General features: G+C 70.2%; 23 protein-coding genes. 14 read left to right on the forward strand and 9 right to left on the reverse strand.

The window, feature by feature from the left end; translation table 11 throughout:
• Positions 1-7: 7 nt before the first annotated feature.
• The 4 genes from ACIRON_RS28710 to ACIRON_RS28725 are packed head-to-tail and all read right to left on the reverse strand — an operon-like array spanning position 8 to position 6861.
• Positions 8-670 carry an ATP-binding cassette domain-containing protein gene (locus tag ACIRON_RS28710; RefSeq protein WP_402998176.1) on the reverse strand — a complete coding sequence of 221 codons (663 nt, stop codon included), beginning with the start codon at positions 668-670 and terminating at the stop codon, positions 8-10.
• Positions 663-1496 carry an ABC transporter ATP-binding protein gene (locus ACIRON_RS28715; protein WP_402998178.1) on the reverse strand — a complete coding sequence of 278 codons (834 nt, stop codon included), beginning with the start codon at positions 1494-1496 and terminating at the stop codon, positions 663-665. The genes ACIRON_RS28710 and ACIRON_RS28715 overlap by 8 nt, the downstream gene beginning before the upstream one ends.
• Positions 1497-1501: 5 nt before the next feature.
• On the reverse strand, positions 1502-4150 hold the full coding sequence (locus tag ACIRON_RS28720) for an FtsX-like permease family protein (protein ID WP_402998181.1): 2649 nt from the start codon (positions 4148-4150) through the stop codon (positions 1502-1504).
• A 47-nt stretch (positions 4151-4197) separates the two neighbouring features.
• Complete coding sequence (locus ACIRON_RS28725; protein WP_402998184.1) at positions 4198-6861, reverse strand: FtsX-like permease family protein; 2664 nt, start codon at positions 6859-6861, stop codon at positions 4198-4200.
• An 89-nt stretch (positions 6862-6950) separates the two neighbouring features.
• Here ACIRON_RS28725 and purE point away from each other — a divergent pair, with 89 nt between their 5' ends.
• Positions 6951-7445 carry a 5-(carboxyamino)imidazole ribonucleotide mutase gene (gene purE / locus ACIRON_RS28730; RefSeq protein ID WP_091050777.1) on the forward strand — a complete coding sequence of 165 codons (495 nt, stop codon included), beginning with the start codon at positions 6951-6953 and terminating at the stop codon, positions 7443-7445.
• A 3-nt stretch (positions 7446-7448) separates the two neighbouring features.
• Here purE and ACIRON_RS28735 read toward each other — a convergent pair whose 3' ends face one another.
• Complete coding sequence (locus ACIRON_RS28735) at positions 7449-7931, reverse strand: DUF2000 domain-containing protein (RefSeq protein ID WP_402998186.1); 483 nt, start codon at positions 7929-7931, stop codon at positions 7449-7451.
• A gap of 110 nt (positions 7932-8041) precedes the next feature.
• Here ACIRON_RS28735 and ACIRON_RS28740 point away from each other — a divergent pair, with 110 nt between their 5' ends.
• On the forward strand, positions 8042-8491 hold the full coding sequence (locus tag ACIRON_RS28740; RefSeq protein ID WP_402998188.1) for an Lrp/AsnC family transcriptional regulator: 450 nt from the start codon (positions 8042-8044) through the stop codon (positions 8489-8491).
• Between the two features lie 2 nt (positions 8492-8493).
• On the opposite strand, the gene ACIRON_RS28745 is transcribed toward ACIRON_RS28740, so the two are convergent.
• A complete protein-coding gene (locus ACIRON_RS28745; protein ID WP_402998191.1) occupies positions 8494-8946 on the reverse strand; it encodes a CoA-binding protein in 453 nt (150 codons plus the stop codon).
• Between the two features lie 84 nt (positions 8947-9030).
• On the opposite strand from ACIRON_RS28745, the gene ACIRON_RS28750 reads away from it, so the two are divergent.
• Together ACIRON_RS28750 and ACIRON_RS28755 are read left to right on the forward strand one after the other, a co-directional pair.
• Positions 9031-10203 carry an acyl-CoA dehydrogenase family protein gene (locus tag ACIRON_RS28750; protein ID WP_402998193.1) on the forward strand — a complete coding sequence of 391 codons (1173 nt, stop codon included), beginning with the start codon at positions 9031-9033 and terminating at the stop codon, positions 10201-10203.
• Between the two features lie 72 nt (positions 10204-10275).
• Positions 10276-10791 carry a GNAT family N-acetyltransferase gene (locus tag ACIRON_RS28755; RefSeq protein ID WP_402998196.1) on the forward strand — a complete coding sequence of 172 codons (516 nt, stop codon included), beginning with the start codon at positions 10276-10278 and terminating at the stop codon, positions 10789-10791.
• Between the two features lie 484 nt (positions 10792-11275).
• Here ACIRON_RS28755 and arfB read toward each other — a convergent pair whose 3' ends face one another.
• Positions 11276-11701 carry an alternative ribosome rescue aminoacyl-tRNA hydrolase ArfB gene (arfB, locus tag ACIRON_RS28760; protein WP_402998199.1) on the reverse strand — a complete coding sequence of 142 codons (426 nt, stop codon included), beginning with the start codon at positions 11699-11701 and terminating at the stop codon, positions 11276-11278.
• Positions 11702-11724: 23 nt separating this feature from the next.
• A complete protein-coding gene (locus ACIRON_RS28765; RefSeq protein WP_402998202.1) occupies positions 11725-12756 on the reverse strand; it encodes a LacI family DNA-binding transcriptional regulator in 1032 nt (343 codons plus the stop codon).
• A 104-nt stretch (positions 12757-12860) separates the two neighbouring features.
• Between ACIRON_RS28765 and ACIRON_RS28770 the strand changes: the two genes are divergently transcribed.
• The 9 genes from ACIRON_RS28770 (at position 12861) to ACIRON_RS28810 (ending at position 22572) form a co-directional block, all read left to right on the forward strand.
• A complete protein-coding gene (locus ACIRON_RS28770; protein WP_402998206.1) occupies positions 12861-14102 on the forward strand; it encodes an amino acid ABC transporter substrate-binding protein in 1242 nt (413 codons plus the stop codon).
• 4 nt (positions 14103-14106) lie between these two features.
• On the forward strand, positions 14107-14991 hold the full coding sequence (locus tag ACIRON_RS28775; protein ID WP_402998209.1) for a branched-chain amino acid ABC transporter permease: 885 nt from the start codon (positions 14107-14109) through the stop codon (positions 14989-14991).
• Positions 14975-16066 (forward strand): branched-chain amino acid ABC transporter permease, encoded by a 1092-nt coding sequence (locus tag ACIRON_RS28780; RefSeq protein WP_402998211.1) that lies wholly within the window; start codon positions 14975-14977, stop codon positions 16064-16066. Before ACIRON_RS28775 ends, ACIRON_RS28780 begins: the two co-directional genes overlap by 17 nt.
• Entirely contained in the window at positions 16063-16809 is a 747-nt protein-coding gene (locus ACIRON_RS28785; protein ID WP_402998214.1) for an ABC transporter ATP-binding protein, read from the forward strand. Before ACIRON_RS28780 ends, ACIRON_RS28785 begins: the two co-directional genes overlap by 4 nt.
• Positions 16802-17560: an ABC transporter ATP-binding protein gene (locus tag ACIRON_RS28790; protein WP_402998217.1), complete on the forward strand. Its 759-nt coding sequence runs from the start codon at positions 16802-16804 to the stop codon at positions 17558-17560. Before ACIRON_RS28785 ends, ACIRON_RS28790 begins: the two co-directional genes overlap by 8 nt.
• A gap of 15 nt (positions 17561-17575) precedes the next feature.
• Positions 17576-18277: a hypothetical protein gene (locus ACIRON_RS28795; RefSeq protein WP_402998219.1), complete on the forward strand. Its 702-nt coding sequence runs from the start codon at positions 17576-17578 to the stop codon at positions 18275-18277.
• A gap of 39 nt (positions 18278-18316) precedes the next feature.
• A complete protein-coding gene (locus ACIRON_RS28800) occupies positions 18317-20647 on the forward strand; it encodes a PQQ-dependent sugar dehydrogenase (protein ID WP_402998221.1) in 2331 nt (776 codons plus the stop codon).
• A gap of 174 nt (positions 20648-20821) precedes the next feature.
• Positions 20822-21400, forward strand: coding sequence for a hypothetical protein (locus ACIRON_RS28805; protein WP_402998224.1), 579 nt, complete (start codon positions 20822-20824; stop codon positions 21398-21400).
• On the forward strand, positions 21397-22572 hold the full coding sequence (locus ACIRON_RS28810) for a PrsW family intramembrane metalloprotease (protein WP_402998227.1): 1176 nt from the start codon (positions 21397-21399) through the stop codon (positions 22570-22572). Before ACIRON_RS28805 ends, ACIRON_RS28810 begins: the two co-directional genes overlap by 4 nt.
• A gap of 15 nt (positions 22573-22587) precedes the next feature.
• Here ACIRON_RS28810 and ACIRON_RS28815 read toward each other — a convergent pair whose 3' ends face one another.
• Positions 22588-23274: a GTP pyrophosphokinase family protein gene (locus ACIRON_RS28815; RefSeq protein WP_402998229.1), complete on the reverse strand. Its 687-nt coding sequence runs from the start codon at positions 23272-23274 to the stop codon at positions 22588-22590.
• A 232-nt stretch (positions 23275-23506) separates the two neighbouring features.
• Between ACIRON_RS28815 and ACIRON_RS28820 the strand changes: the two genes are divergently transcribed.
• Positions 23507-25162, forward strand: coding sequence for an enoyl-CoA hydratase-related protein (locus tag ACIRON_RS28820; protein ID WP_402998232.1), 1656 nt, complete (start codon positions 23507-23509; stop codon positions 25160-25162).
• Positions 25163-25167 lie beyond the last annotated feature (5 nt).

The following is a 25167-nucleotide window of genomic DNA, read 5'->3' on the forward strand; positions in this document are numbered from 1 at the left end:
CCGACAATCAGATGACAGCCAGAGGTCGGGGCCATGATGCGACTCCCTCGTCGAGCGCCAGCTCCGCGTCGGCCTCGGCCGCCGCCTCCGGGTCGTGGGTGGCGAGGACGACGATCGCGCCGCGGGCCGCCTCGGCGCGGAGGGCGGCGATCATCCGCTCCCGGTTGCCGGCGTCGAGGTCGCTGGTGGACTCGTCGGCGAGGATCACCGCGGCCCGCATCGCGAAGGCTCGAGCGAGCGCGACGCGCTGCTGCTGGCCGCCGGAGAGCTCGTCGACGAGATGGCGGCCGGACTCCTGCAGGCCGACGAGCTCCAGTGCCGCCCGGGTCCGGGTGCGTGCCTCGCCGGCCGCGGTGCCGAGCGCGAGCAGCGGAACGAGGACGTTCTCGGTGGCGTTGAGCGACCCGGCCAGCCCGTTGCCCTGCGGGATCAGCGCGACGCCGAGCCGCGCGGCCGCGTCCCGCCCGTCGAGCCGCGCCCCGTCCAGGCTCACGGTGCCCTCGGCCGGTGCGATCGCGCCGCCGAGCGCCCACAGCAAGGACGACTTCCCGGCTCCCGACGGGCCGGTGACGGCGAGCACGGTGCCCGGGGCCACCCGCAGGTCGAGCGGGCGCAGCGCGACCAGGTCGTCGTACGCCACGCTCAGCCGCTCCGCGACCAGATCACTCATCCTCGGCACCTTCCCGTTCCGGAACCAGCTCGTAGTGCCCATCGACCGGATGGAACCGGACCAGCGTCCCCGGCGGCAGGTCGTCGCGTACGTGGCCCGGCAGCGGCAGGAACCCGTCGGCCGTCACCACGGCGTACTCCTCACCGCTGCGGCCCTCACCACCGATCCGGCCGTCGCGGATGGTCACGGTCCGGGGGAGGAAGGCGGCGACGTGCGGGTCGTGGGTGACCAGCACGACCGTGGTCCCGTGGGTGCGGTTGATCTCGGCCAGGCGCTCGAGGACCAGGTCGCGGGCGCCGTGGTCGAGCTGGCTGGTCGGCTCGTCGGCGAGCACGAGCCCCGGACGCGTGCCGAGCGCGACCGCCATCGCCACCAGCTGCAGCTCACCGGGGGTGAGCCGGTTGAGCGGGCGATCGGCCACCGCCGGGATGCCGAGCTCGTCGAGCACGGCCTCCGGCGGCGGCAGGTCGAGGCCGGCCCGGCGTGCGGTGTGCTGCGCGAAACGTACGTTGGCCGCAGGCGTGGCATAGGGCAGCAGGTTGCGGGCGGCGCCCTGCAGGATCAGCGACACCCGGGTCGCCTGGAGCCGGTCGAGCTCCTTGGTCGAGGCGGCCGAGACCTCGTGCTCGCCGACGAAGATCTTGCCGGCGCTGGGCCGGAACAGACCCGCGAGCAGACTCATCAGCGTCGACTTGCCCGCACCCGACGGCCCGAGCAGACCCATCAGCTCGCCGGCGCGGACATCGAGGTCGACACCGGAGAGCGCGGCCACGTCATGGCCTTCCGCGTGGTAGATGTGCACCAGTCCGTGGGTGCGGATGGACATTCCGTTCATGCTGCTTCCCGGAGTCGGTCGAATCGAACCATGGCAGCCACCGCGTGGCCGAGGAGCGCCGCGGCCGCGCCGAGCACGATCAGGCACCCGGCGGTGGTCATTGCGACCGCAGCCCAGGGGATGCTCAGATCGGTGACGTCGACGTCCGGTGGCACTGCGAGCAGCGGGATGTCCGGCAGGGTGAGCGCGGCACAGATCGCGCCGCATCCGGCGCCGGCGATGACCCCGACGAGCACCGGAAGCAGTCGGGCGTAGGTGGGAATGCCAGCGACCGTTCGCTGGTCGACCCCGGCCAGCCTCAGCGCCGTCAGATCCAGGGCCAGGACGCGCCAGCCGGTGACGGTGAGCACCGTCAGTGCGACCACCGCGAGGAGCACTGCGGCGAATCCGACCACGACTCCGAGCCAGAGGCTCCACGACGGTATCGAGGCATCCAGGCTGTGACGTACGCCGGCCAGGGTGCGGGTGTCAGCCGCGAACACACCCTCGCTCGCGAGCGTGTCCACGACCGTGTCGACGAACGCCGGGTCCTCGGCGGCGAACCAGAGCGCGATGCTGGACTCGTAGTCGGGCGTGGCGAGTGCCGTGGCGGTGGAGAGGTCGACCACGGTCACGTTGGGGCCGTCGCCCGGGATCCGGTCCGCCACCGCGACCCGGGTGGCCTTCTGGTGGACTCCGTCGACCCCGAGGACCGTCACCTCGCCGGCCTCTTCCTCGGCCGGGCTGCCGGCAGTGATGGTCGGGACCGGCTCCCGTGAGGACCCAGAAAGAGCCGACCAGGCCTTCTGGCTGGGCGCGCCGTCGGCGAAGAGCGCGATCCGGCTGAACGCCTCGGGGTCGACCGCGAGGGTGGAGATCTGTCCGCTGGGTGAGGCGGTGCGTACGACCGGAGTCACCCGCTTCCCGTCAGGATCCAGATCGGCCAGCACCGTCTCGACAACCTTCAGCCGACTGTCGGTCAGGGAGGCGCTCTGCACCTGGACCACCACAGGTGCCCCGATGGCCTGCTCAGCGGCGAGCTCCCGGTTGCGGTCGCCGACCACCAGCCCGCAGACCGAGAAGACCGCGAGCGAGCCGGCGACGGTGGCCAGCGCGACGGTGCGCCGCGTCATGATGCTCCGCGAGGCGTCCAGCAGCGAGACTCCGGCCCGCAACCGGCCTTGGTACAGGAGCGTTCCACCCAGCCGGGCAGCAACCGGAGGAAGTAGATGGGCGAGCACCAGACCGACGAACACCGAGAGCAGGGCCGGTGCTGCCAGAGCCAGGGCGCCGGTGAGGCTGCCGGTCGCGAAGGCGACCACGCCGGCACCGGAGACGGCGATCGCGATCGCGTCGCCGACGCCCAGGCGCCAACCAGGGCGACGGCCACCGGCCCGGTGCAGGAGGGTGCCGAGCGGTTCGCGAGCGACCCGGACCACGGCGACGTACGTCACCAGCACCAGCATCGCCACCGCGATGAGGACGGCGGCGACGAGACCGCGAGGCAGCTCGAACGGTGGATCGCCCGGCAGGACGAGGGCGCGCGCCGGCCACGCGCCGAGCAGCGCGATCCCCACACCCGGCACGACGCCGAGCAGCACGGCCGGAAGCAGCTCGCGCATCAGCAACGTCCTGGCGCCCGCGGTGCCGCGGCCGCGCAGGCGGGCGACCACGACCTCGGAGCGGCGTTGGTCGGTGGCCGCGAGCAGCATCAGCCAGAGCACGATCACGCCGAGGAGCCCGAGCTGGCACAGGAGCAACGGGACCGTGGTGCGGCTCTGCTGGATCTGCGCATCGACCCGATCGGCGAGCGCCGGGAGCGACGAGACGATCCCGGAGGACGGGTCGCCGGCATCCGGGGAGCCGCCGACCGTGCCCGCCGAGTCCTCCGCGAGCATGGCGCTGAGCTGGACCAGGTCGGTCTTGAGAGCGGCGAGCTCGTCGACCCCGACCTCATCGGTACGCAGCCGATACCCGACCCACGCGTGCTCCCGGGGCAACACGGGTGTGGGCGTCGAGAACGTCGACTGGTCCGTCAACCAGGCATCGTGCCGGGGGAGGTCGCTGGCGGCGACTCCTGCCCGCCCGTCGAGCTGTAGTCCCTGCCACCAGTCGGGGTCGGCGGCACGGTAGATGCCGACGATCTCGTAGTGGACGATCTCCGGGTCCGCGTTGTCGACGGTGGCCAGCAGCGAGGCTGCCTTGGCCTTCACGACCGTCCCCACGGTGAACCCGTACTCCTCGGCCTCGGCCTCGGTGACCATGATCTGTCGGCTGGCGGCCGGGCAGGAGCCGACCGCGATGTCGACGTGGTCGCACTGGCCGGCACGCCACCACAGCTCCCCTTCGACAGGGGCGAGCCGATCCAGGTCCAGCCTCGTGGTCGCTGTGCTCCCCAGCACGGGCTTCTGGAACAGATGCTCGGTGCTGGGAAGGAGCCCGACGAGGTCGTCCGGCGCGGTGCGCCGCAGGGACCACTCGGCGTCCGGACCGTAGATCTGCAGGTCGCGCAGCGCGCTCGGCGCGTCCTCGAGAGCCACCGCGACCGCCGCCTGCTGCATCGCTCGGTCATAGAGGGGAGCGAACGCCGCACACGTCGTGACCAGCGCGGCCAGGAGCGCGATGACCACGACCTGGCCGGCGCGGTATCTCAGGGCCGACAGCATCCGATCACCTTTACCTAGTTCGATGGCGCGTGAAAGCGAATTCCGGGCTAGGTGGTCTCCCGGAGCCGGTCGAGTCGCGCCCGGGCGGCGACAGCGCGCCCGAGAACCACGGCCGCGACCCCGAGCACGACCAGACATCCGAGTCCGGCCACGGCGACCGCTGGCCACGGGATGCTCAGGTCGGTGGCGTCCACCAGCGGGGGCACCGCGAACAGCGGGATGTCGGGCAAGGTCAGCACCGCGCCGTACACGCCGCACCCAGCACCTGCCGCGACGCCGACGAGCACCGGCAACAGCTGGGCACCGGCGGGAAGTCGGTCGACGATCCGGCGGTCGACGCCGGCGAGCCTCAGCGCGGCCAGGTCCCGGGCCCGGGTGCGCCAGCCGGTGACGGTGAGCACCGTCAGCGCGGCCACCGCGAGGAGCACCGCGGCCAGCCCGACCACGACGCCGAGCCAGAGGCTCCACGTCGCCACCGAGGCGTCGAGGTCGCTGCGCGCCTCGGTCAGGGTCCCGACCCCGGTCACGATCACCCCCTCGTCGGCGAGCGCCGTCGTGATCTGGTCGAGGAACGCCTGGTCGGCGGAGGCGAACCAGAGCGAGACCTCGGAGTCGAAGTCGGGCTCGGCCCGCTTCAGGGCCGTGCCCAGGTCGACCACGGTCACGAGGGGCCCGTCGCCGGGGATGCGGTCGGCCTCGGCGACCTTGACAGCCTCCTGCTGGATCCCGTCGAGGCCGAGCACCTGCAGGTCGTCCTTCTCCGTCAGCGAGGCCTCACCGGAGGTGATCGCGGGGGTCGGGCCGGTGGCGGATCCGTCCGCGAGGGCGGCCCAGTCCTCAGGGCTCGGTCCGACGCCACCGTCGGAGAACGCGATCCGACGGAAGGCGTCCGGATCGACCGAGAGGGTCGAGACGGCCCCGTTGGCCGTCTCGATGCGTACGACGGGGGTCACCCGCTCCGCTGCGGGATCGACATCGGCCAGCACCTGCTCGACCGCCTTCAGCCGGGCAGCGGTGTCGGCGGCGCTCTGCAGCTCGGCGACCACAGGTGCACCGGCGACCTGCTCGGCGGCGAGCGCCCGGTTGCGGTCGCCCACGACCAGCCCGCAGACGGAGAAGACGGCGAGGGCACTGGCGACGGTGACCAGCGCGACCGTACGCCGCGTGACGATGCTCCGCGAGGCCTCCACGAGCGAGACGCCGATGCGCAGCCGCCCCCGGAGCAGGAGCGCTCCACCCAGCCGGGCGGCGACGGGAGGAAGCAGGTGGGCGAGGACGAGCCCGACGAACACCGAGAGCAGTGCAGGCGCCGCCAGTGCGATCGGGCCGGCCAGGCTGCCGGTGAGGAAGGCGACCACGCCGGCACCGGAGGCCGCGAGGGCGACCGCGTCGCCCGCCCCCAGGCGCCATCCCGGGCGGCGGCCGGTGACCCGGTGCAGGAGCGCGCCGAGCGGTTCGCGGGCGACGCGGACCGCTGCGGCGTACGTCACCAGCACGAGCACCACGACCGCGACGACGACCGCGACGGCGAGACCGCGACGCAGCTCGAACGGTGGTTCTCCCGGCAGCACGTAGGACCGCGCCAGCCAGCTGCCGAGCAGTGCGGCGCCGACGCCTGGCGGGATCCCGAGGAGGACCGGCGGGAGCAGCTCCCGGATCAGCAGCGACCTCGCACCCGCGGTGCCGCGTCCGCGCAGGCGGGCGACCACGACCTCGGGCCGACGCTGGTCCGTCGCGGCGAGCAGCATCAGCCACAGCACGAGGACGCCGAGGAGCCCGAGCTGGCACAGCAGGAGCGGGACGGTCGTACGGCTCTGCTCGATCTGCGCGTCCACCCGCTCGGCGAGCCCGGGCAGGGACGAGACGACGAGCGAGACCGTCTCCGCCGTGTTCAGGTCGGGATCCGCGCTCTGGCTGGGGTCCTCCTCCACGCGGTCCTGGAGCCGTCGCAGGTCTGCCTCGATCGCCGCCATCTCGTCGACCCCCACCGCGCTCGTACGCAGCCGCGACCCGATCCAGGAACGCTCGCGGAACAGGAACGGGGTCTCTCCGGAGAAGGTCGACTCGTCGGTCAGCCACGCGTCGTGGCGAGCCTCCTCGGAGGAGGCGACGCCCACGGTCCCGTCGAGCTGCAGGCCCTGCCACCAGTCGTCGTCGGCCGGGCGGTAGATGCCGACGATCTCGTAGCGGACCTTCGGCGTCTCCGGCTGTTCGAGGTTGATGTCCATCGGCGGCTCCGCCGCAAGGGACTCGACCCTCGTCCCGACCGCCAGGTCGTACGCCTCCGCCTCGTTCTCGGTGACCATGACCTCGCGACTCGCCTCGGGACAGGCGCCGGCGGTGATCTCGACGTGCTCGCACTGGCCGGCGCGCCACCACAGGTCGCCCTCGACGGGCTTCGCGATCCCGGCGAACTCCGCGAGCGTGGTCGCGTTGCGACCGAGCACGGGGGCCTCGAACACGGGATCGCTGTCGGGGACGTAGGCGACCAGATCCTCGGGGTCGGTCCGCTCCAGGATCCACGAGGCGTCGGGTCCGAATATCTGCAGGTCGCGCTCCACGCTCGACGCGTTCTCGAGGGTCACCGCGACCGCTGCCTGCTGCATCGCTCGGTCATAGAGGGGAGCGAACGCCGCACACGTCGTGACCAGGGCGGCCAGGAGCGCGATGACCGTGACCTGGCCGGCGCGGTATCTCAGGGCCGACAGCATCGGGTCACGATGTCGCAGGTCGGCGGTCGCGCGAAAGTTAAATACGGGCCGATCCGACTCTCCGGGGCGGGCGCGCCTAGCCTGTCCCCATGAGTGCACGCGTGGGAATCGTGATGGGGTCCGACTCCGACTGGCCGACGATGAAGGCCGCGGCCGAGCTCCTCGACGAGTTCGGGATCGAGTGGGAGGCCGATGTGAAGTCGGCCCACCGGATGCCCCAGGAGATGCTCGACTACGGCCGCGAGGCTGCCGGTCGAGGGCTGTCGGTGATCATCGCCGGCGCCGGCGGTGCCGCGGCGCTTCCCGGGATGCTCGCGAGCGTCACCCCGCTGCCGGTCATCGGCGTCCCGGTGCCGCTGAAGTACCTCGACGGCCTCGACTCGCTGATGTCGATCGTGCAGATGCCCGGCGGCATCCCGGTGGCCACGGTCGCCATCGGCAACGCCAAGAACGCCGGCATCCTCGCCGCCCGCATCCTCGGGGTCAGCGACCCCGAGCTGCAGCAGAAGCTGGTGGCGTACGAGAAGTCGCTGGCCGAGCTCGCCGCCGCCAAGGGCGAGGTCGTCCGCAACGCCACCTCCTGACCCTCAGGGTAGGAGCGAGAGCCCCTTGGCCAGTTTGTCGATGATCCGGCGGGGGCCGAAGAGGCTGATCGCGCAGTAGGACAGGTCGGCGCCGCGACTGTTCCCGACGGCGAACAGGTAGTCGTCGTACACCCTCGTGTGCTGCGCCTGCGTGGGCATGTCGACGACGGCGACGCCGGGCTGCGCGACGGCCTGTCGCCGCAGGTCGGTCAGCCGCTGGGCCGGAGCGCCCAGCACCGTGCAGCCGATCCAGGGCAGGCCCGGGTGGGCCGACTCGTCGGCGTCCACCGCGTCCTCCCCGAGGAGTCCGGACGTACGCTGCGTGGTCGCTCCGGCGACGCAGACGGCCGCGTTCACGGCGCGGCCGGCGGGAAGGTCTTGGTCGACGACGACCACCCACTTGAAGGGCGCCTCGCGGGTGCTCATCGACTGGTCGATCTCGTCGGGCGCGAACCCGATCCGCGCCGTCTCGACACCTGTGCTCATCACTCTGACTCCTGTCATTCGACAACTGATCCGGAGCCAAGTCTTGAGAATGTCAGGGCAGATCGCAATCGGGCCGTGCATTGTCAGACAGATCGACTAATCTGGCGTGCATGGACGAAGTCGACCGTCAGATTCTGGCCGCCTGGACGATGGATGCACGGCGGAGCCTTCGGGACATCGCCGCCGAGGTTGGCGTCTCGGCGACCACCGTGCACGACCGCGCGCGGGCGATGCAGCGGCGTGGGCTCATCCGCGGTGCGTACCTCGATCTCGACCTCCGTCAGGTCGACCGCGGCGTGCAGGCGCTCGTCGCCGTCCGCATCCGGCCGCCCTCGCGCGCCAACATCGAGTCGTTCCGCGACTGGGTCGGCGGGCTCCCGGAGACGGTCGGCGTCTTCGTCACCTCCGGGCGGATGGACTTCATCGTCCATGTGGCGGTCCCCGACAACGACGCGCTCTACGCGTTCGTGATCGACCGGCTCACCTCACGAGCCGAGATCGCGGACGTGGAGACCTCGGTGATCTACGAGCACCTGCGGACGATGGCGTTCGAGTCGTAGCCCTACTTCAGGGCGCCGGCCCGGGCGCGCTGGAACCAGATCTTGCTCGGGCAGGTGTCCATGACCATCGGCACTCCGGCCGCGGTGGTGCGTTCGAAGGCCGACTCGTCGACCACGCCCATCTGGAACCAGACGCCCCCGGCGCCGATCGCCACGGCCTCGTCGGCGAACTGGCCAGCGGCCTCGGAGCGACGGAAGACGTCGACGACATCGATCTTCCCGACGGCCGCGGCGGCGTCAGCCAGGGTCGCGTAGACCTTCTCGCCGAGCACCTCCTTGCCCTCCGCGGCGGCACCGGGGTGGATCGGGATGATCCGCTTGCCGTGCTGCTGGAGCTCCTGGGCGATCGAGTAGGCCGTACGCCACGGATCGCCCGAGAGGCCGACAACCGCCCACGTCTCGGAGTCGTCGAGGAGCTTGTCGATGGTGTCCTGGTCGAGCCACGCAACGGTCATGTAGTGCCCAACAACAACGTGGCGCATCGGATTCCGTGACTCGTCGACTTACTGGCCAGTAGCAAAAGGCATAGACTCCGGGACATGAGTGCCGAGTACCCGTTGTTCGCCCTCTCCGAGGAGCACCAGGAGATCCGCAAGGCCATCCGCGAGATCTGCGACGCCAAGATCGCTCCGGCCGCCGCCGCGGTCGACGAAGAGGCTCGCTATCCCCAGGAGGCGCACGACGCGTTGGTCGAGACCGAGTTCTTCGCTCCGCATGTGCCGGAGGCGTACGGCGGTGTCGGTGCCGACGCGCTCGCGACCGTCCTGGTCATCGAGGAGATCGCGCGCGCGGACGTCTCGGCCTCGCTCATCCCGGCCGTGAACAAGCTCGGCTCGCTGCCGGTGCAGATCGGCGGCTCCGAGGAGCTGAAGAAGAAGTACCTGGGCAAGCTCGCCGCCGGTGAGGGCAACTTCTCCTACTGCCTCTCCGAGCCCGACGCGGGCTCGGACGCCGCCAACCAGAAGACCCGCGCCGTACGCGACGGCGACTTCTGGGTGCTCAACGGTGTGAAGCGCTGGATCACCAACGCGGGCGTCTCGGAGTACTACACGGTGCTGGCGGTGACCGACCCCGAGAAGCGCTCCAAGGGCATCTCCGCGTTCGTGGTGGAGAAGTCGGATCCCGGGGTGTCGTTCGGTGCCCCGGAGAAGAAGCTCGGCATCAAGGGCAGCCCGACGCGCGAGGTCTACTTCGACAACGTACGCATCCCCGCCGACCGGCTCATCGGCGAGGAGGGTCTCGGGTTCACCTATGCGATGCAGACCCTCGACCACACCCGGATCACCATCGCCGCCCAGGCCGTCGGTGTCGCGCAGGGCGCGCTCGACTACGCGCTCGGCTACATCAAGGAGCGCAAGCAGTTCGGCAAGCCGATCGCCGAGTTCCAGGGCGTGGAGTTCATGGTCGCCGACATGGGCATGAAGATCGAGGCCGCCCGCCAGCTCACCTACGCCGCCGCCGGCCGCTCCGAGCGTGGCGACAAGGACCTGACCTTCTTCGGTGCCGCGGCCAAGGCCTTCGCTTCCGACGTCGCGATGCAGGTGACCACCGACGCCGTCCAGCTGCTCGGTGGCTACGGCTTCACCCGCGACTACCCGGTCGAGCGGATGATGCGCGACGCCAAGATCACCCAGATCTACGAGGGCACCAACCAGGTCCAGCGCATCGTCATGGCTCGCCAGCTCCTCTCCGGCATCCAGTCGACCCTGTGACCGATCGGTGCACCTCTGGAGGCGGTGGAGGTGCACCGATCGTGCACGGTCGTCAGCGCTATCGTCTGCTGCATGAGGAACGACGGGTTTCGGCTTCGTGAGTGGGAGGAGTCGGACGCGGCGGTCCTGCTCGCTGCCTACGACGGGGTCGGCATGGAGACCGAGCGGCCGGCGGATGTCGCGACCGTCGCGGACGCCGAGCGGTTGATCGCCGGCTGGGCCGAGGATGCGGTGGCCGACCGGGGCTACACCTTCGCGGTCGTCGACGGCGACGAGATCCTCGGGCAGATGCGGGTCACCACCCAGCTGCGTGTCCACAGCATCGGCTGGATCTCCTACTGGACACTCGAGAAGCACCGCGGGAGGGGCGTCGGCAGCACCGGCCTGAAGCTCCTGTCGAGGTACTGCTTCGACGAGCTCGACCTCTTCCGCCTCGAGACCGGCCACCGGCTCGACAACCCCGGATCGTGCCACGTCGCCACCGCCGCCGGCTTCCTCGTCGAGGGCCGCGAACGCCAGAAGCTGCTCTACGACGGCGTCCGCTACGACACCGAGACCCACGCCCGCCTCGCCACCGACCCCGCCTGACGCCGAGACGTCACGTACGTCGTTCGAGACGTCGCCTGCGCTTGCCGAGACGTCGCCCCGGTTGGCCGAGACGTCGCCCCGGTTGGCCGAGACGTCGCTGCGGTCGGCCGAAGCGTCACCAACGTCGGCCGACACGTCGCTCCAGTTGGTCGAGAAGTCGCTCCGGTCGGCCGAAGCGCCAACTCGGCGAATCGAGATGTTCTGGGTGACGTCTCGGCCGACCGGAGCGACGCTTCGAGGGCCGTACGTGACGTCTCGCCCGACGGGGCTGACGTCTCGCCCGACGGGGCTGACGTCTCGCCCGACGGGGCTGACGTCTCGCCCGACGTAAGTGACGTTTCGGCCGACGTAAGTGACGTTTCGCCCGACGTAGCTGACGTCTCGCCCGACGTAGGTGACGTTTCGCCCGATGTAGCTGACGTTTCGCCCGACGTAGGTGACGTCTCGGCCGGCGTTGGTGACGGCTCGGCTGGGGAGGGTGGGGTCAGTCTTGGACTCGGCCGCGGAGCTGTTTGGTCTGGCCGCGCTGGCGCTTGGCGTCGAGGCGGCGCTCCTTGGAACCGCGGGTGGGCTTGGTGGGGCGGCGGGGCGGGGGTGGGGGTGCGAGGAGCTGGCGGATGCGGTCGGCGAGGCGCTCGCGGGCGGCTACGCGGTTGCGGTGCTGGGAGCGCTGTTCGTGGGAGACGACGACGAGCGGTCCCGGGGAGCGGGCGAGGAGGCGGGCGCGCTGGCGCTCGTCGAGAGCGACGGAGGCGGACGGGTCCCAGGAGAGCTCGACGCGGGAGTCGGTGGTGTTGACCGACTGCCCGCCGGGTCCGGGCGAGCGGGAGAAGCGTTCGACCAGCTCGGTGTCGGGGATGACGAGACCCTCGGGCAGCCCGGGGCCCGGTGGTACCCGAAGATCCTTCACTCCAAGAACCCTAGACCGCCGGGCTACGGAACGGCGGGCCCGGTCGAGTCGCGCACCACGAGCTCGGCAGGGACCCGCTGTCGCCGCGCGCGCGAGCCGGGCTCCTTCAACGCCAGCGTCAGCGCCCGGGCTCCCATCTCGGCCATCGGCAGCCGGACGGTGGTGAGTCCGGGGGAGAGGTCCTGGGCGACGGCGACGTCGTCGAACCCGCTGACCGAGACCTGGCCCGGCACCGAGACCCCGGCACTGCGCAGCTGCGAGAGACACCCGATGGCCATGTCGTCGTTGAGGGCGATGACAGCGGTCGTACGCGGGTGGTCGGCGAGCATCCGGCGGATGCACTCGCGCCCGCCCTCGCGGGTGAACGGCCCCTCGAGGACGGGTACGTCACCTGCGTCGAGCCCCGCCGCCTCGAGCGCGTCGCGCACCCCGTCGAGACGGTCTGCGACGGTCGTCAGCTCCAGGGTGCCCGAGACGACCACGATGCGCCGGTGGCCCAGGCCGAGGATGTGCTCGGCGACGGCACGGCCGCCGGGGCGGTTGTCGGGCAGCACGCTGTCGACCCCGAGGTGGTGTTTGCCGACGACGGCTACCCGACCGCCCGCCTCCGCGTAGCGCTGCACCTCGAGCCGCATCGGTGCCTCCACCGAGGCGTCCACGAAGCCCGACCCCGCGATCAGGATCGCGCCGACGCGGTTGGCCACCAGGCTGCGTACCTGCTCCACCTCGGCCTCGGGGTCGCGGCCGGTGTGGCAGATCTGCACGGTGCGCCCGTGTTCGGCGGCGAGGCTGAGCACGCCGCTGGCGATCTCGGAGAAGTAGGGGTCGCCGATCTCGTGCACGACGAGACCGATCGTCGCGGTCGAGCCGCTGGCGAGCGAGCGGGCGTGGAGGTTGGCGACATAGCCGAGCTCGCGTGCCGCCTGGCGGACCTTCTCGGCCACCGAGTCGCTGACACCGGGGGTTCCGGAGAGCGCGCGGGACGCGGTGGCGATCGAGACGCCGGACGCATGCGCGACGTCGATCAGGCGGGGGGAGCGGTTGGTTCGGACCATCGATGCCCCTTGTCGTCAGGAATGTGACTCTTGCCACACTAAGCGAGAGTCGGTAACGTCATCGTAAACGCTTACGTAAGCGCTTTCGTAGAGGAGACCCGCAGATGCGCTTCACGAAGACCCCCACCGCGAGCAAGCGGTCCAGAGCAACCCTGGCTGCCGCGGCGGCCGTGACTCTCGCCTCCACCCTCGCCGCCTGTGGTGCAGCCGAGGAAGGAGGCGGCGACGACGAGATCGTGATCGGCATCTCGCTGCCCCTGACCGGCGACTTCAGCGAGCCCGGCAAGGGCATCCAGCGCGGATACGAGGCCTGGGCCGAATACGTCAACGACAACGGCGGCCTGCTCGGCCGTGACGTACGCCTGGAGATGCTCGACGACCAGTCCAGCGCCGAGCGTGTCGCCGCCGACTACGAGAAGCTGATCAACCAGGAGCAGGTCGACCTGGTCGTCGGCCCGTTCTCCACCCGCCTGGTGATCCCGGCCGCTCAGGTCGCCCAGGACTACGGCTACCTCTTCGTCGAGCCTGCCGGCGCGGCGCCCGAGGTCTTCGAGGAGGGCTTCGAGAACCTCTTCTACGCCGCCCCCGCCGTCGCCGACGATCACTACAAGCTCCTCGCCGAGCACATCTTGGCGATGCCGGAGAGCGAGCGGCCCAAGACCGCTGCGTACGCGTCCATGGACGACCCGTTCGCCCAGGGCACCGCCTACGGGCTCAAGGACGCGCTGGAGGAGGGCGGCATCAAGACCGTCGCGGACGAGGTCTACCCGCCCAACACCACCGACTTCAGCAGCATCGCGGCCAAGATCGCCGACACCAAGGCCGACATGGTCGTGGGCGGCAGCCAGTACCAGGACGGCGTCAACCTGATCGTCGCGCTGCAGCAGCTCGACTACCAGCCGAAGCTGGCCGCGTTCTCGACCGCGCCGACCGAGACGGAGTTCGCCGAGGCGATCGGCGACAAGACGCAGGGCATCATCGCGCCCACCGGCTACACCACCAAGGCGGACTACCCCGAGAACCAGGAGTTCGTGAAGTTCTACGAGGAGAAGCACGGCGAGGCGCCGGGTGAGGACGAGGCCAACGCCTGGACCACCGGTCAGGTCGTCGCGGCAGCGGTCGAGGCGGTCGAGTGCGCCGAGCCCGACCCCGACTGCCAGTCCAAGCTGATCGACTGGCTGCACGAGAACGAGGTCGAGACCGTCGTCGGGCCGCTGAGCTGGGACGACAAGGGTCGCCCGGAGAGCGCCCACATGATCCAGCAGTGGGTGGACGGCGAGATCAAGATCGTCCTGCCCGAGGACCAGGCCGAGGCCGAGTTCGTCTACCCGAAGCCGGCGTGGTGAGCCGATGTCGGGTTCACTCCTTCTGCAGAGCCTGATCCTGGGGCTGCTGCTCGGAGGCCTCTATGCCCTGCTCGCCGCCGGCCTGACGCTCTACTTCGGCGTCATGCGGGTCGTGATGATCGCCCACTCCGCATTCCTGATCCTGGCTGCGTACCTGGCCTGGTTCTTCACCACGCAGACCGGGCTCGACCCGCTGCTCTCGCTGATCATCACCGTGCCGCTCTTCTTCGCGGCCGGCTACGGGATGCAGCGCGCGCTGCTCTCCCGGCTGCGGCCGGCGACGCTGACGATGATGTCGGTGCTGCTGACCTTCGCGATCGCGCTGGTCATCGAGGGCGGCCTCGGCTACCTCTTCTCCGGTACGCAGCGGCGGATCCAGCTCGGCTACTCCAGCGCGAGCCTGGAGCTGTGGGGAGCGCGGATCGCCGTGGTCAAGCTCGTCGCCTTCGGGTTGGCCGCGGTCTCGCTCCTGGCGCTCTACCTGCTGCTCAAGAAGACCCGCTTCGGCCAGGCGCTGCGCGCCACGATCCAGCACCGTGAGGCCGCCCAGCTGCTCGGCATCGACACCGACCGGATCGCCGGCTTCGGCTTCGGGCTGGGCCTGGCGACCGCGGCGGTCGGTGGCACCGCGCTCGCGCTCGACGCCACCATCTACCCCTCGCTGCACTGGCACTGGATCGGACCGCTGATGGCGATCATCGTGATCGGCGGCCTCGGGTCGATCCCCGGTGCTGCCGTCGCGGCGATGCTTCTCGGGGTCACCCAGGCCCTGCTGCAGATCCCGATGGGCACCACCTGGGCGCAGACGGTCTTCTACCTCGCCCTCTTCGCCACCCTCATGTTCCGCCCCCAGGGTTTCTTCGGAGGTCGCCTTGCTCAGCGCTTCTAGACACAAGACTGCGACACACCAAGCAGGCCGTACGTCCCAGGGCCGCTCCGTCCTGCTGACCAAGCTCGTCGTGGCCGCCGTCCTGCTCGGCCTCGTGCTCGCCTTCCCGGCGCTCGCGCCGGACCCGTTCATCCTGTCGGTGGGCGTGGTGATCGCCAGCTACGCCGCGCTCGCGGTGGCGTGGAACTTCGTCGGCGGGCTGACCGGCTACATCTCGCTGGGACACGCCGCCTACTCCGGGCTGGGCGGCTACGGCACCGCGCTGCTCGTCACCGAGGCCGGCGTGAACCCGTGGGTCTCGATGGTCGTCGCGGCCGTGCTCGTGGGCCTGGCCGCCGTGCCGATCGGGATCGCGTCGCTGCGGGTCCGGGGCGCATCGTTCGTGATCGTCTCGATCGCGCTGGTGCTCATCCTGCTGCTGGTCGCCCAGAGCTGGGCCGAGGTGACCGGCGGGTCGAACGGGCTGCGGGTGCCGCGGCCGTTCGGCACCGACGTACTCCGGCCCGAGCAGCACGAGCGGTTCTTCTACCTGTTCGTGGCGCTGACCCTGGTCGCCCTCGTGCTGTGGTGGGTGATCGACCGCTCGCGGCTCGGCACCGGGCTCAAGGCGATCCGGGAGGACGAGGACAAGGCCCAGGCGCTGGGTGTGCCCACGTTCGCCTACAAGCTGGTCGTCTTCGTCGTCTCGGCGTTCATGACCGCGATGGCGGGAGGGATGTACGCCCTCTGGTTCGGCTCGCTCGACCCGATCTTCCAGTTCTCGATCCTGACCGGCTCCTACCTGGTGCTGATGTCGCTGCTCGGCGGCGTACGCAGCCTGCTCGGTCCGGTCGTGGGCGCGGTGATCGTGGGCTACGCGGTCGAGTTCTTCAAGAACCAGTACGGCGACAGCCAGATGCACCTGGTCGCGCTCGGGCTGCTGCTCGCCCTGGTCGTGCTCTTCATGCCCGACGGGGTCATCCCCTGGGTGAGCGCGCAGCTCGCCCGGCTCCGCCCCGGCGACACCTCGATCCGAGAGGTCGACGCCGCCCAGCTGGCCGAGGAGCGCAAGGCGCTCGAGGAGGCGAAGTCATGACCGATCCGAACAAGCTCGGTTTGGAGACGGACGGGCTGACCAAGGCGTTCGGCGGCGTACGCGCCGTGGACGGGGCCACGGTCAGCTTCCAGGAGGGCAAGATCAACGCGCTGATCGGCCCGAACGGGTCGGGCAAGACCACTTTCTTCAACTGCGTGACCGGGATGATCCGGCCCGACTCGGGCACCGTGACCTACCAGGGCCGCGACGTGACCGGCCACGCACCTCACCGGATCGCGCGGGCCGGGCTCGGGCGCAGCTTCCAGCTGTGCCGGATCTTCCCGCGGATGACCGTGCTCGACAACGTGCTCGCCGGGGTCCGGTCCGCGGGGCTGGTCCACCGGCTGCGTGGGGCGCACAACCCCGACGACATCGCCCGGGCGCGGGAGCTGCTGGCCCGGGTCGGCATCGAGCACCTCGAGCGCAGCGAGGCCCGCGACATCTCCTACGGGCAGCAGAAGCTGCTCGAACTGGCCGGGGTGCTGATGGCCGAGCCCGACACGATCATGCTCGACGAGCCGGCCGGCGGCGTGAACCCGGCCCTGATCGGCCGGATCGCGACGCTCGTGCGCGAGCTCAACGCCGAGGGCCGCACCTTCGTCATCGTCGAGCACAACATGGAGCTGGTGATGAGCCTCTCCGACCATGTCGTGGTCTTCGACCGCGGCCGCCCGATCGCCTCCGGTGCGCCGGCGGACGTGCAGAACGACCCACGAGTCCTGGAGGCCTACCTTGGTGTCTGAACCTCTCCTCGCGCTGCGCGACATCGAGGCCGGCTACGGTCGTGCCGCGCTGGTGCTGCGAGGCCTCACCGTCACCGTTCCCGCAGGTCAGATCGTCTGTCTGGTCGGCCCCAACGGGGCCGGCAAGTCCACCGTGCTCAAGGTCGCCAGCGGCATGCTGACCCCACGCTCGGGGACCATCACGGTCGACGGCAAGGACGTCACCCGCAACGGGCCGCAGCAGATGCTGCGCGCGGGCATGGCCCACGTCCTCCAGGGCCACTCCGTCTTCAAGGAGATGACCGTGGCCGAGAACGTCGGCCTGGGCGCCTACACGGTGCGTGACGCGGCCGCGATCCAGGAGCGGACCGACTTCGTGAAGACCCTCTTCCCGGTCGTCGCCGAGCGCTGGCACACCCTCGCCGGCGCGCTCTCGGGCGGGCAGCAGAAGCAGGTCGAGTTCGCCCGCTCGCTGATGGTCAGCCCGAAGGTCGTGCTGCTCGACGAGCCCAGCATGGGCCTGGACCCCAAGACCACGGCGACCGTGTTCGAGCAGGTCGTCCGCATGCGCGATGCCGGTCTGGCGGTCCTGCTCGTCGAGCAGAACGCCCGGCGGGCCCTGGAGTCGGCGGACCTGGGGTGCGTACTCGACCTGGGGAAGGTGCACATCTCGGGTCGGGCATCCGACCTGCTGGCCGACCCACGGATGGCGGAGCTCTATCTCGGGGGAGCCGCAACGACCTCAGCAGGGGCCACCGACGGTCCCGATTAGGGGAAGGAAGCAACCATGAGATGGAACCGAATGGTGGGGCGAGGCGTACGCGCCGGTGTGGTCGCCCTCGCAGTGGCTCTGGCCGCTCCGCTCGCCGGAGCCCAGGCCCATAGCACCGAAGGCCCCGGCCTGGCCGTGGTCAAGCCCAGAGCCAGCCTGGCCGACTGGGACCCGGTGACCGATGACAAGTGGGCCTTCGAGAAGGGTCAGGTGATCCTGACCGAGCCCGGGACGGCACAGCCCGGCCCGCGGCGCCCCTTCGAGTACGCCGTGGTGACCAAGGGTCCCGAGCTCGGCTCGCTGACCTACCGCGCCGAGGTCCGCATCGACGAGGCCGTCCAGGTCACCAACCGAGACGTGATCCTGGTCTGGAACTACCAGTCCCCGACGCGCTTCTACTACGCCCACCTCTCGACCGACAACACCATCTACCCCCACAACGGCATCTTCGTGGTCAACGACGCCGACCGGCTGCGCATCGACCACCAGTGGAACGGCACCGTCGGTGCCGCACCGTCGATCACCGATGCCGAGTGGCACGACGTACGACTGGACTACAACGCCCGAACCGGCGCGATCGCGGTCTACCTCGACGGGGCCGACGAGCCCCGGATGACCGCCACCGACACCACCTTCGCCGGAGGCCGCTTCGGCTTCGGTTCCTTCGACAACTTCGGCCGCATCCGTGACGTCACCGTCGCGGGCGTACGGCGCTGAACCCTCGGTAACTCGGTAACTCGGTAAGGAGAAGAACCCATGGAAACCTCACGTCTATGGGGCAGACAGGCACGCGCCGGCATCGCCGTCGGCGCCATGCTCGCCGCGCTGCTCACCCCCGCACTCTCTGCCAACGCCGCCATCCCCGGTAGCGAGCCCGTCCCCGACCCCATCCCCGAACAGCCCGTACGCAGCACCCTCGGCCTCGTGCTCCAGGAGGTCACCCAGCTTCCCGAGTCCGAGCCCTACCCGGCGCCCACCGACCAGCGCCTCGTACGTCACAACCGGATCAACTTCATCGGCGAGGTCCCCGACGGCTCGGGCCGGATGTACGTCCCCGACCTCAACGGGCCGATGTACCTGCTCGACCGCGGGCAGCAGCACGAGTACCTGAACCTCAAGGACCACTTCGTCGACTTCTGGTCCGGCGCCGGCCTCGGCAGCGGTGCCGGGTTCATCACCTTCCACCCCGACTTCGAGAAGAACGGGCTCTTCTACACCACCCACACCGAGCGCTTCGGAGGCTTCGCCAAGACGCCCACCTTCCCGTCCCAGACCAACCCCGGCTCCGGGCGGACGGTCAGCGTCGTGACCGAGTGGCACGCCAACGACCCGAGTGCCGACACCTTCGAAGGCACCAGCCGTGAGGTGATGCGGATCGACTTCGCCGGCCAGATCCACGCCATCCAGCAGATCGACTTCAACCCGACCGCCGAGCGCGGCGACGAGGACTACGGGCTGCTCTACATCGCCTCCGGCGACGGCGGCAACGGGGTGAAGAGCGACGACCCGCAGAACCTCGGCAACCCGTTCGGCAAGATCCTGCGGATCGACCCGCTCGCCCGCGACGGCCGCAACGGGGCGTACGGGGTGCCGGACAGCAACCCGTTCGTCGACCGGGAGGGCGCGATCGGCGAGATCTGGGCGTACGGCATGCGCGACCCGCACCGGTTCTCCTGGGACGTCGAGAAGGGCACCCTCCTGCTCGGCCACATCGGTCAGCACGCGATCGAGGGCGTCTACGACGTACGCGCCGGTGACAACCTCGGCTGGAGCGAGATCGAGGGCCGGCTGCTCTACGACAACACCGACGAGTGCGCCCTCTACACGGTGCCCGACGACTACGACATGTCCGGCTACACCCTTCCGGTGGCCTCCTTCGACCACGACCCGCCCGCCAACTACTCCTGCACCTCCGACAGCGGCCACGCGGTCAGCGGCGGTGTCGTCTACCGCGGCAGGCTCGACGGTCTGCGTGGGAAGTACGTCTTCGGCGACCTGGTCAACGGCGAGGTCTACTGGACCGACGCCAAGCAGATGCGCCGCGGGAGCAGCCGCGAGGCGACCCTGCACGAGATGCAGCTCTTCGACACCTCCGGCAAGCGGCTCTCCATGCAGGACTTCGTCGACGACCCGCGCGTCGACCTGCGCTTCGGCACCGACTCGCGCCGCAACCTCTACCTGCTGGCCAAGGCCAACGGGAAGATCTGGAAGGTCGTCGACACGAAGCAGAAGCCGTGGCCGAGCGAGGTCGTGCCGTCGCTGCGCGAGAACCTGGTCAGCTACTACGACTTCGAGCACCCCTTCGCCCCGGGGGCGCGCGAGGAGGACCAGGGCTACTCCCGGACGCTGCTGAACCAGGTCAACGGCGGCAACGCGATGCAGGTGCGTGACTCGGCGTACCGGACCAGCAACAACGCCCTGCAGACCCAGCAGGTCGCCCCGGAGGTCAACGGCAACGACGACTGGAAGGCGGGTACGTGGAACCAGAACGGGGTCGCGTCGCTGGCGCCGTTCGCCGGGGCGGAGGAGATCACTCTGGCCGGTTGGTTCAAGGTCGACATGGACGGGCCGGCGCTCAACTCGCTGACCGCCGATCCCGCCGACCGGTTCAACGCGATCGGGCTCTCCGGGGTGCTCTCGGGCAACTCCGACGGCCACGGCGTACGCGCCCTGCTCGAGCTCATCAACGTCGACGGCACCCTGCGCCTGGTCGCGCTGGGACGCCGGCTCGATGAGGGGGCCTCGCAGACCTTCGCCGCCTCGGCGGACTGGCAGACGCTGCTGCCACGAGGTCAATGGGTGCACCTGGCGGCGACGTTCGACTACACCACGGGCAAGATGGCGCTCTACCGCAACGGCAAGGCCGTCGACGGGTTCTACACCTCCGCCGGTGACCCGTGGCAGGTCGACGGCACCGGCACCTCCGACACGTTGCCGCGCGGCTACAAGGTCGGCGGGTCCTTCCCGCAGGACACCGTCGAGCGCAACCCCTGCAACTGCCGGATGGACTCGCTGATGTTCCTCGACCGGGCGATCACCCCGGACGAGGCGCGGGCCCAGTATCAGCGGTTCGTCAACGGCCGCTGACCCCAAAAGGCTCGGCCCGGACGAACCCCGTCCGGGCCGAGCCCGGCGTCGGCACGGGGCCGACGCCTCTGCGCACAAACTCCGGCAATCTGCCGCAAACCTGACTAGGCTTCCGGTGTGCCCGCCGTGGAAGCACCACCAGACTGGGTCCCCGTCGAGCGCCGTTGGCTCGGAATGGACCGTCGAACCCTTCTTCCTGCCGGCGTCGTGGCGCTGCTGGTCGCCATCACCTTCTGGGTGCTGCCCGGCATCGACAGCCGTGTCGCCGTGGACGACCCGATCAAGGCCGGTGACGTCATCCAGGTCGGTCGGTGGGTCGAGTTCGACCCGGGGGTCGGTTGGAACCTCACGTCCGGGCTGCGTTCCGGGACCTCGACCTCGGGGACCTACCCCGACACGGCGACGCTGACGAAGAACGGCGTCACCCTCACCGTGACGACCGGGGACTTCGAGGGGCCGGCGACCGCGCTGATGGCCCAGCTGCGGAAGAACAACGACGAGCTCGGCCCGAACGCGCTCGACCTCCAGAGCGGTACGGCGGCCACGTTCCGCACGGCCAGCGAGATCACCGGGGTCATCGCGCGCTTCTCCACCACCACCGTCGAAGGACTCCTCGGGGCGCTGGTCAGCGACGGGAAGGGCATCGAGGTCACCGTCTACGGTCCGGTGGACATGGCCGGTGACCGCAACCTGGAGAACCAGATCGTCGCCATGCTCGAATCGGTCCGGCTCGTCGATGGAGATGCCGCATGAGCGCCACGTCCACCACCGAGACCGACCTGCTGCAGGCCCGCCAGGTGGCCATCGCCGACGTCGGGTGGGGCCAGCGGGTGAGCTGGCTGCAGCCGCGCAACGCCTGCTTGTGGGTCTTCGTCGCCGTGATCGCGTACGGCCTCTGGTACACCGTCAGCACGGTGCGCACCGAAGCGCCGATCTACGGCACCCCGCTGGGCATCGCCGCGATCATCTTCAGCCTCTACGCGGTGCTGTTCTGGTGGTTCACCACGCACATCGACCGCTACTCGCGGCAGCCGCTCGACCTGCGGATCGCCGCCTTCGTCTGGGGTGGCTTCGGTGCCACCTGGACGATCGCGATCCATGGCAACACGGCGCTGATCCACCTCTACGCCAAGTGGGTCAGCCCGGACTTCGCCGTCGCGTGGGGAGCCGGCCTGGCAGCGCCGTTCGTCGAGGAGTCGGCCAAGGGCGCCGGTGTCCTGCTGCTGATGTTCATCGCGCCACGGGTGATCCGGACGGCCTTCGACGGGTTCGTGATCGGTGCCTTCGTCGGTCTCGGGTTCGAGATCATCGAAGACATCCTCTACGCGATCAACTCGGCCTCGGAGAACTTCGGCGTCGACCCGGTCGGGTCCAGCCTGAGCACCGCGATGCTGAGGCTGGCGACCGGGTTCACCTCCCACATCCTGTACTCAGCGCTGGTCGGGGCCGGGATCGTCTACCTCGTCGGCACCGTCGCGGAGAAGCGCCGGATCGGACGCGGCGCCCTGCTCGTCGCCGCCGCGGTCGCCCTGCATCTGGTCTGGGACAGCGTCACCGCGATCGCGCAGGGCAACGGACACGTGACCGTCGCGCTGCTGGTCGTCTCGGTCGTCGCGGCCCTCGCGATCGCCGTCACGGTCTTCCACCTCACTGTCGGCACCGAACGAAAGGCGATGCGCGCCCTGATGTCCCCCGAGGTCGCCGACGGCACGATCACGGACGAGGAGCTGGACGCCCTGGCCGGGTCCCACCGGGAGCGCCGGGCGTATCGGCGGGGCAGCCACGGCGATCGCCGGCAGCGTCGACACCGCCTCGAGGCGGCCCACGACCTGGCCGACGAGCTCGGGCGTGCCGGCGGTGTCGAGACCGACCGCGTCGCGTACGCCCGTAGCGAGCTCGCCCGGCACCGCCCGAAAGCTCCCTGACTCAGCCGGCCTCCGTCAACGGCCGCTGATGCCGTGGACCTCGGTGCGGAGCCGGGCCATGGTGGCGTCGAGGTCGGCGGCGGTGCGTGCCGCGGCGCCGAGCTCATCGCGCAGGGTCGTGGGGACGGTGCCGTCGTACTTGTAGTAGATCGAGTGTTCGACGCTGGCCCAGAAGTCCATCGCGATCGTGCGGATCTGCAGCTCGACCGGTACGTCCACCACCCGGTCGGAGAGGTAGACCGGCACCTTGATGATCAGGTGCAGGCTGCGGTAGCCGTTGGCCTTCGGGTCGGCGATGTAGTCCTCGACCTCGACCACGTCGACATCGGACTGGCCGCCCAGCATCTCCATGATCCAGTAGACGTCGGAGACGAACGGGCACACGACCCGGATCCCGGCGATGTCACGGATCTGCTGCTCCAGCGCCTCGAGGGTGAGCGGGCAGCCGATCTTGCGCGCCTTGGCGAGCAGGCTGTCGGGTGACTTGAGCCGGGTGCGTACGTGCTCGATCGGGCTGTGGTCGTGGGCGTGCTCGAACTCCTCGCGCAGGATCGCGATCTTGGTCGAGACTTCGTCCATCGCGAACTTGTAGCGCATCCGGAACCCGGCCAGCTCGCGCACCGTCTCACGGGTCATGTCGTCCGCGCTCGCTTCGACGAGATCGACCAACCCGTTGCGCGGGTTGTCGTCGACTGTGGTCATTGTCCCCTCCTGACAGAGCCATCTTTGCAGGCGGCAGCAAGGCGCCGGTGCGGTGTCCGGCCCGAGACCGGGGCGAGCGGCCCGGAGCTCACCGGGGCTTCGGTCCCTCTTCTGGACACCGGCGTGCGCACGGCTGGGCGCTCCCGATACAGTGACACCCCTCGGGGGATAAATACCCCTCGGGGGATCCGAGGTCTGTTCGGGCTACTGACTAGAAGGACACTTCCCCCACATGCGCATTCTTCTGCTCGTCTCCGCATTCAACGGTCTGACCCAACGCGTCTGGTGCGATCTCAAAGAGGGCGGCCACGACATCGGTGTCCTGCTGGCGCCGGTCCACGACGACTCCTCCCTGGTGGCGGCGGTCGACGCGATCGAGCCCGAGCTGATCCTGTGCCCGTTCCTGAAGCACCGCGTGCCGGAGGCGGTCTGGGGCCGCTACCCGACGGTGGTGATCCACCCTGGACCGGTCGGGGACCGGGGCCCGTCCTCGCTCGACCACGCCACTCTCGACGGGCGGGACCGCTGGGGCGTGACCGCGCTGTCCGCCGTCGAGGAGATGGACGCCGGCCCGGTCTGGGCGACCCGGACCTTCGCGATGCCGGAGGTCCCGATCGCGAAGAGCGCGCTCTACAACGGCCCTGTCGCCGACGCCGCGATGGACTGCGTCGCGGAGGTCCTGCGGATGGCCGAGGCGGGGGAGAAGCCGAAGCCTGCCGAGGAGTGGCCCACTGAGGTCGAAGGCACCGGTGAGCTGCCGCTGCTGCGCCGCACGGCCTTCGAGATCGACTGGTCCGCGCCGGCCACGGAGATCGCCCGGCGGATCGCGGCGGCCGACGGCGCCCCGGGTGCGCCGGCGACCATCGAAGGAAAGACCTACTGTCTCTTCGACGCCGCCACGACCCCTGAGAACCATGGCGACGTGCAGCCGGGCACCGTGGTCGGGGTCGACACCGACGCGGTCGCGATCGCCACCGGCGAGGGCACCCTGTGGGTCGGCTACGCCGCCACGCTCGAGAAGAAGCGCGGTCCCAAGCTTCCGGCCGCCTGGGTGCTCGACACCGGGCACCTGCCCTACCGGAGGATGCCGGACGAGCTGGCCGAGACGACCTACGAGCGCGACGGCGAGGTCGGCTATCTCACCCTCCGCTCCTACAGCGGTGCGATGCACACCCAGCAGTGCCGCCGGATGACCGACGCCGTCCGCAAGGCGCTCGTCGAGGACACCACGGTCCTGGTCGTACGCGGCACCGAGCACGCCTTCTCCAACGGCATCCACCTCGGCGTCATCGAGGCGGCCCAGGACCCGGCCGCCGAGGCCTGGGACAACATCCGGGCCATCGACGAGCTGTGCGTGGCGATCGCCGAGGCCGAGCAGCTGACCATCGCCGCGTTCACCGCCAATGCCGGTGCCGGCGGCGTGATGGCCGGCCTCTGCGCCGACATCACGCTCGCGCGAGCCGACGTCGTCCTGAACCCCTACTACGACATGGGCATCTTCGGCTCCGAGCTGCACACCTGGGGCCTGCCGAGCCGGGTCGGTGCGGAGAAGGCCGACGAGCTGCTCGGCGCGAAGCTGCCGATCTCGGCGGCCGAGGCCGCGCGGATCGGCATGGTCAGTGACCTCGGTCCGCGCGACGCGGCCGAGTTCGACGGCTGGCTGCGCGACCTCGCTCAGGGTCTTGCCGAGCCCGAGGCGTACGTCCCGGCCCTGGCGGCCCGCGAGGCACGCCGTGCCGGCGCGATGCCGATGTCCTACTACCAGAGCATCGAGCTGGCCGAGATGGCTCGCGACATCTTCGACGACCGCTTCGGGTTCGCCGCGAAGCGGAACGCGTTCGTCATGAAGGCGGCACCGACCGAGACTCCGGCCAAGATCCTGTTCTGACTGTT

This window comes from Nocardioides sp. NPDC101246, from assembly GCF_044767415.1.
Lineage (GTDB): Bacteria > Actinomycetota > Actinomycetes > Propionibacteriales > Nocardioidaceae > Nocardioides.

Bases quoted from the DNA above. Each gene is read 5' to 3' on its own strand.
- ACIRON_RS28750 (WP_402998193.1), top strand. From the start codon at position 9,031: ATGAGTGCCGAGTACCCGTTGTTCGCCCTCTCCGAGGAGCACCAGGAG.
- ACIRON_RS28785 (WP_402998214.1), top strand. From the start codon at position 16,063: ATGACCGATCCGAACAAGCTCGGTTTGGAGACGGACGGGCTGACCAAG.
- ACIRON_RS28800 (WP_402998221.1), top strand. From the start codon at position 18,317: ATGGAAACCTCACGTCTATGGGGCAGACAGGCACGCGCCGGCATCGCC.
- ACIRON_RS28735 (WP_402998186.1), bottom strand. From the start codon at position 7,931: ATGAGCACAGGTGTCGAGACGGCGCGGATCGGGTTCGCGCCCGACGAG.
- ACIRON_RS28715 (WP_402998178.1), bottom strand. From the start codon at position 1,496: ATGTCCATCCGCACCCACGGACTGGTGCACATCTACCACGCGGAAGGC.
- purE (WP_091050777.1), top strand. From the start codon at position 6,951: ATGAGTGCACGCGTGGGAATCGTGATGGGGTCCGACTCCGACTGGCCG.
- ACIRON_RS28795 (WP_402998219.1), top strand. From the start codon at position 17,576: ATGAGATGGAACCGAATGGTGGGGCGAGGCGTACGCGCCGGTGTGGTC.
- ACIRON_RS28710 (WP_402998176.1), bottom strand. From the start codon at position 670: ATGAGTGATCTGGTCGCGGAGCGGCTGAGCGTGGCGTACGACGACCTG.
- ACIRON_RS28805 (WP_402998224.1), top strand. From the start codon at position 20,822: ATGGACCGTCGAACCCTTCTTCCTGCCGGCGTCGTGGCGCTGCTGGTC.
- ACIRON_RS28745 (WP_402998191.1), bottom strand. From the start codon at position 8,946: ATGACCGTTGCGTGGCTCGACCAGGACACCATCGACAAGCTCCTCGAC.
- ACIRON_RS28725 (WP_402998184.1), bottom strand. From the start codon at position 6,861: ATGCTGTCGGCCCTGAGATACCGCGCCGGCCAGGTCACGGTCATCGCG.
- ACIRON_RS28770 (WP_402998206.1), top strand. From the start codon at position 12,861: ATGCGCTTCACGAAGACCCCCACCGCGAGCAAGCGGTCCAGAGCAACC.
- ACIRON_RS28765 (WP_402998202.1), bottom strand. From the start codon at position 12,756: ATGGTCCGAACCAACCGCTCCCCCCGCCTGATCGACGTCGCGCATGCG.
- ACIRON_RS28820 (WP_402998232.1), top strand. From the start codon at position 23,507: ATGCGCATTCTTCTGCTCGTCTCCGCATTCAACGGTCTGACCCAACGC.
- ACIRON_RS28740 (WP_402998188.1), top strand. From the start codon at position 8,042: ATGGACGAAGTCGACCGTCAGATTCTGGCCGCCTGGACGATGGATGCA.
- ACIRON_RS28775 (WP_402998209.1), top strand. From the start codon at position 14,107: ATGTCGGGTTCACTCCTTCTGCAGAGCCTGATCCTGGGGCTGCTGCTC.
- ACIRON_RS28810 (WP_402998227.1), top strand. From the start codon at position 21,397: ATGAGCGCCACGTCCACCACCGAGACCGACCTGCTGCAGGCCCGCCAG.
- ACIRON_RS28720 (WP_402998181.1), bottom strand. From the start codon at position 4,150: ATGCTGTCGGCCCTGAGATACCGCGCCGGCCAGGTCGTGGTCATCGCG.
- ACIRON_RS28815 (WP_402998229.1), bottom strand. From the start codon at position 23,274: ATGACCACAGTCGACGACAACCCGCGCAACGGGTTGGTCGATCTCGTC.
- ACIRON_RS28755 (WP_402998196.1), top strand. From the start codon at position 10,276: ATGAGGAACGACGGGTTTCGGCTTCGTGAGTGGGAGGAGTCGGACGCG.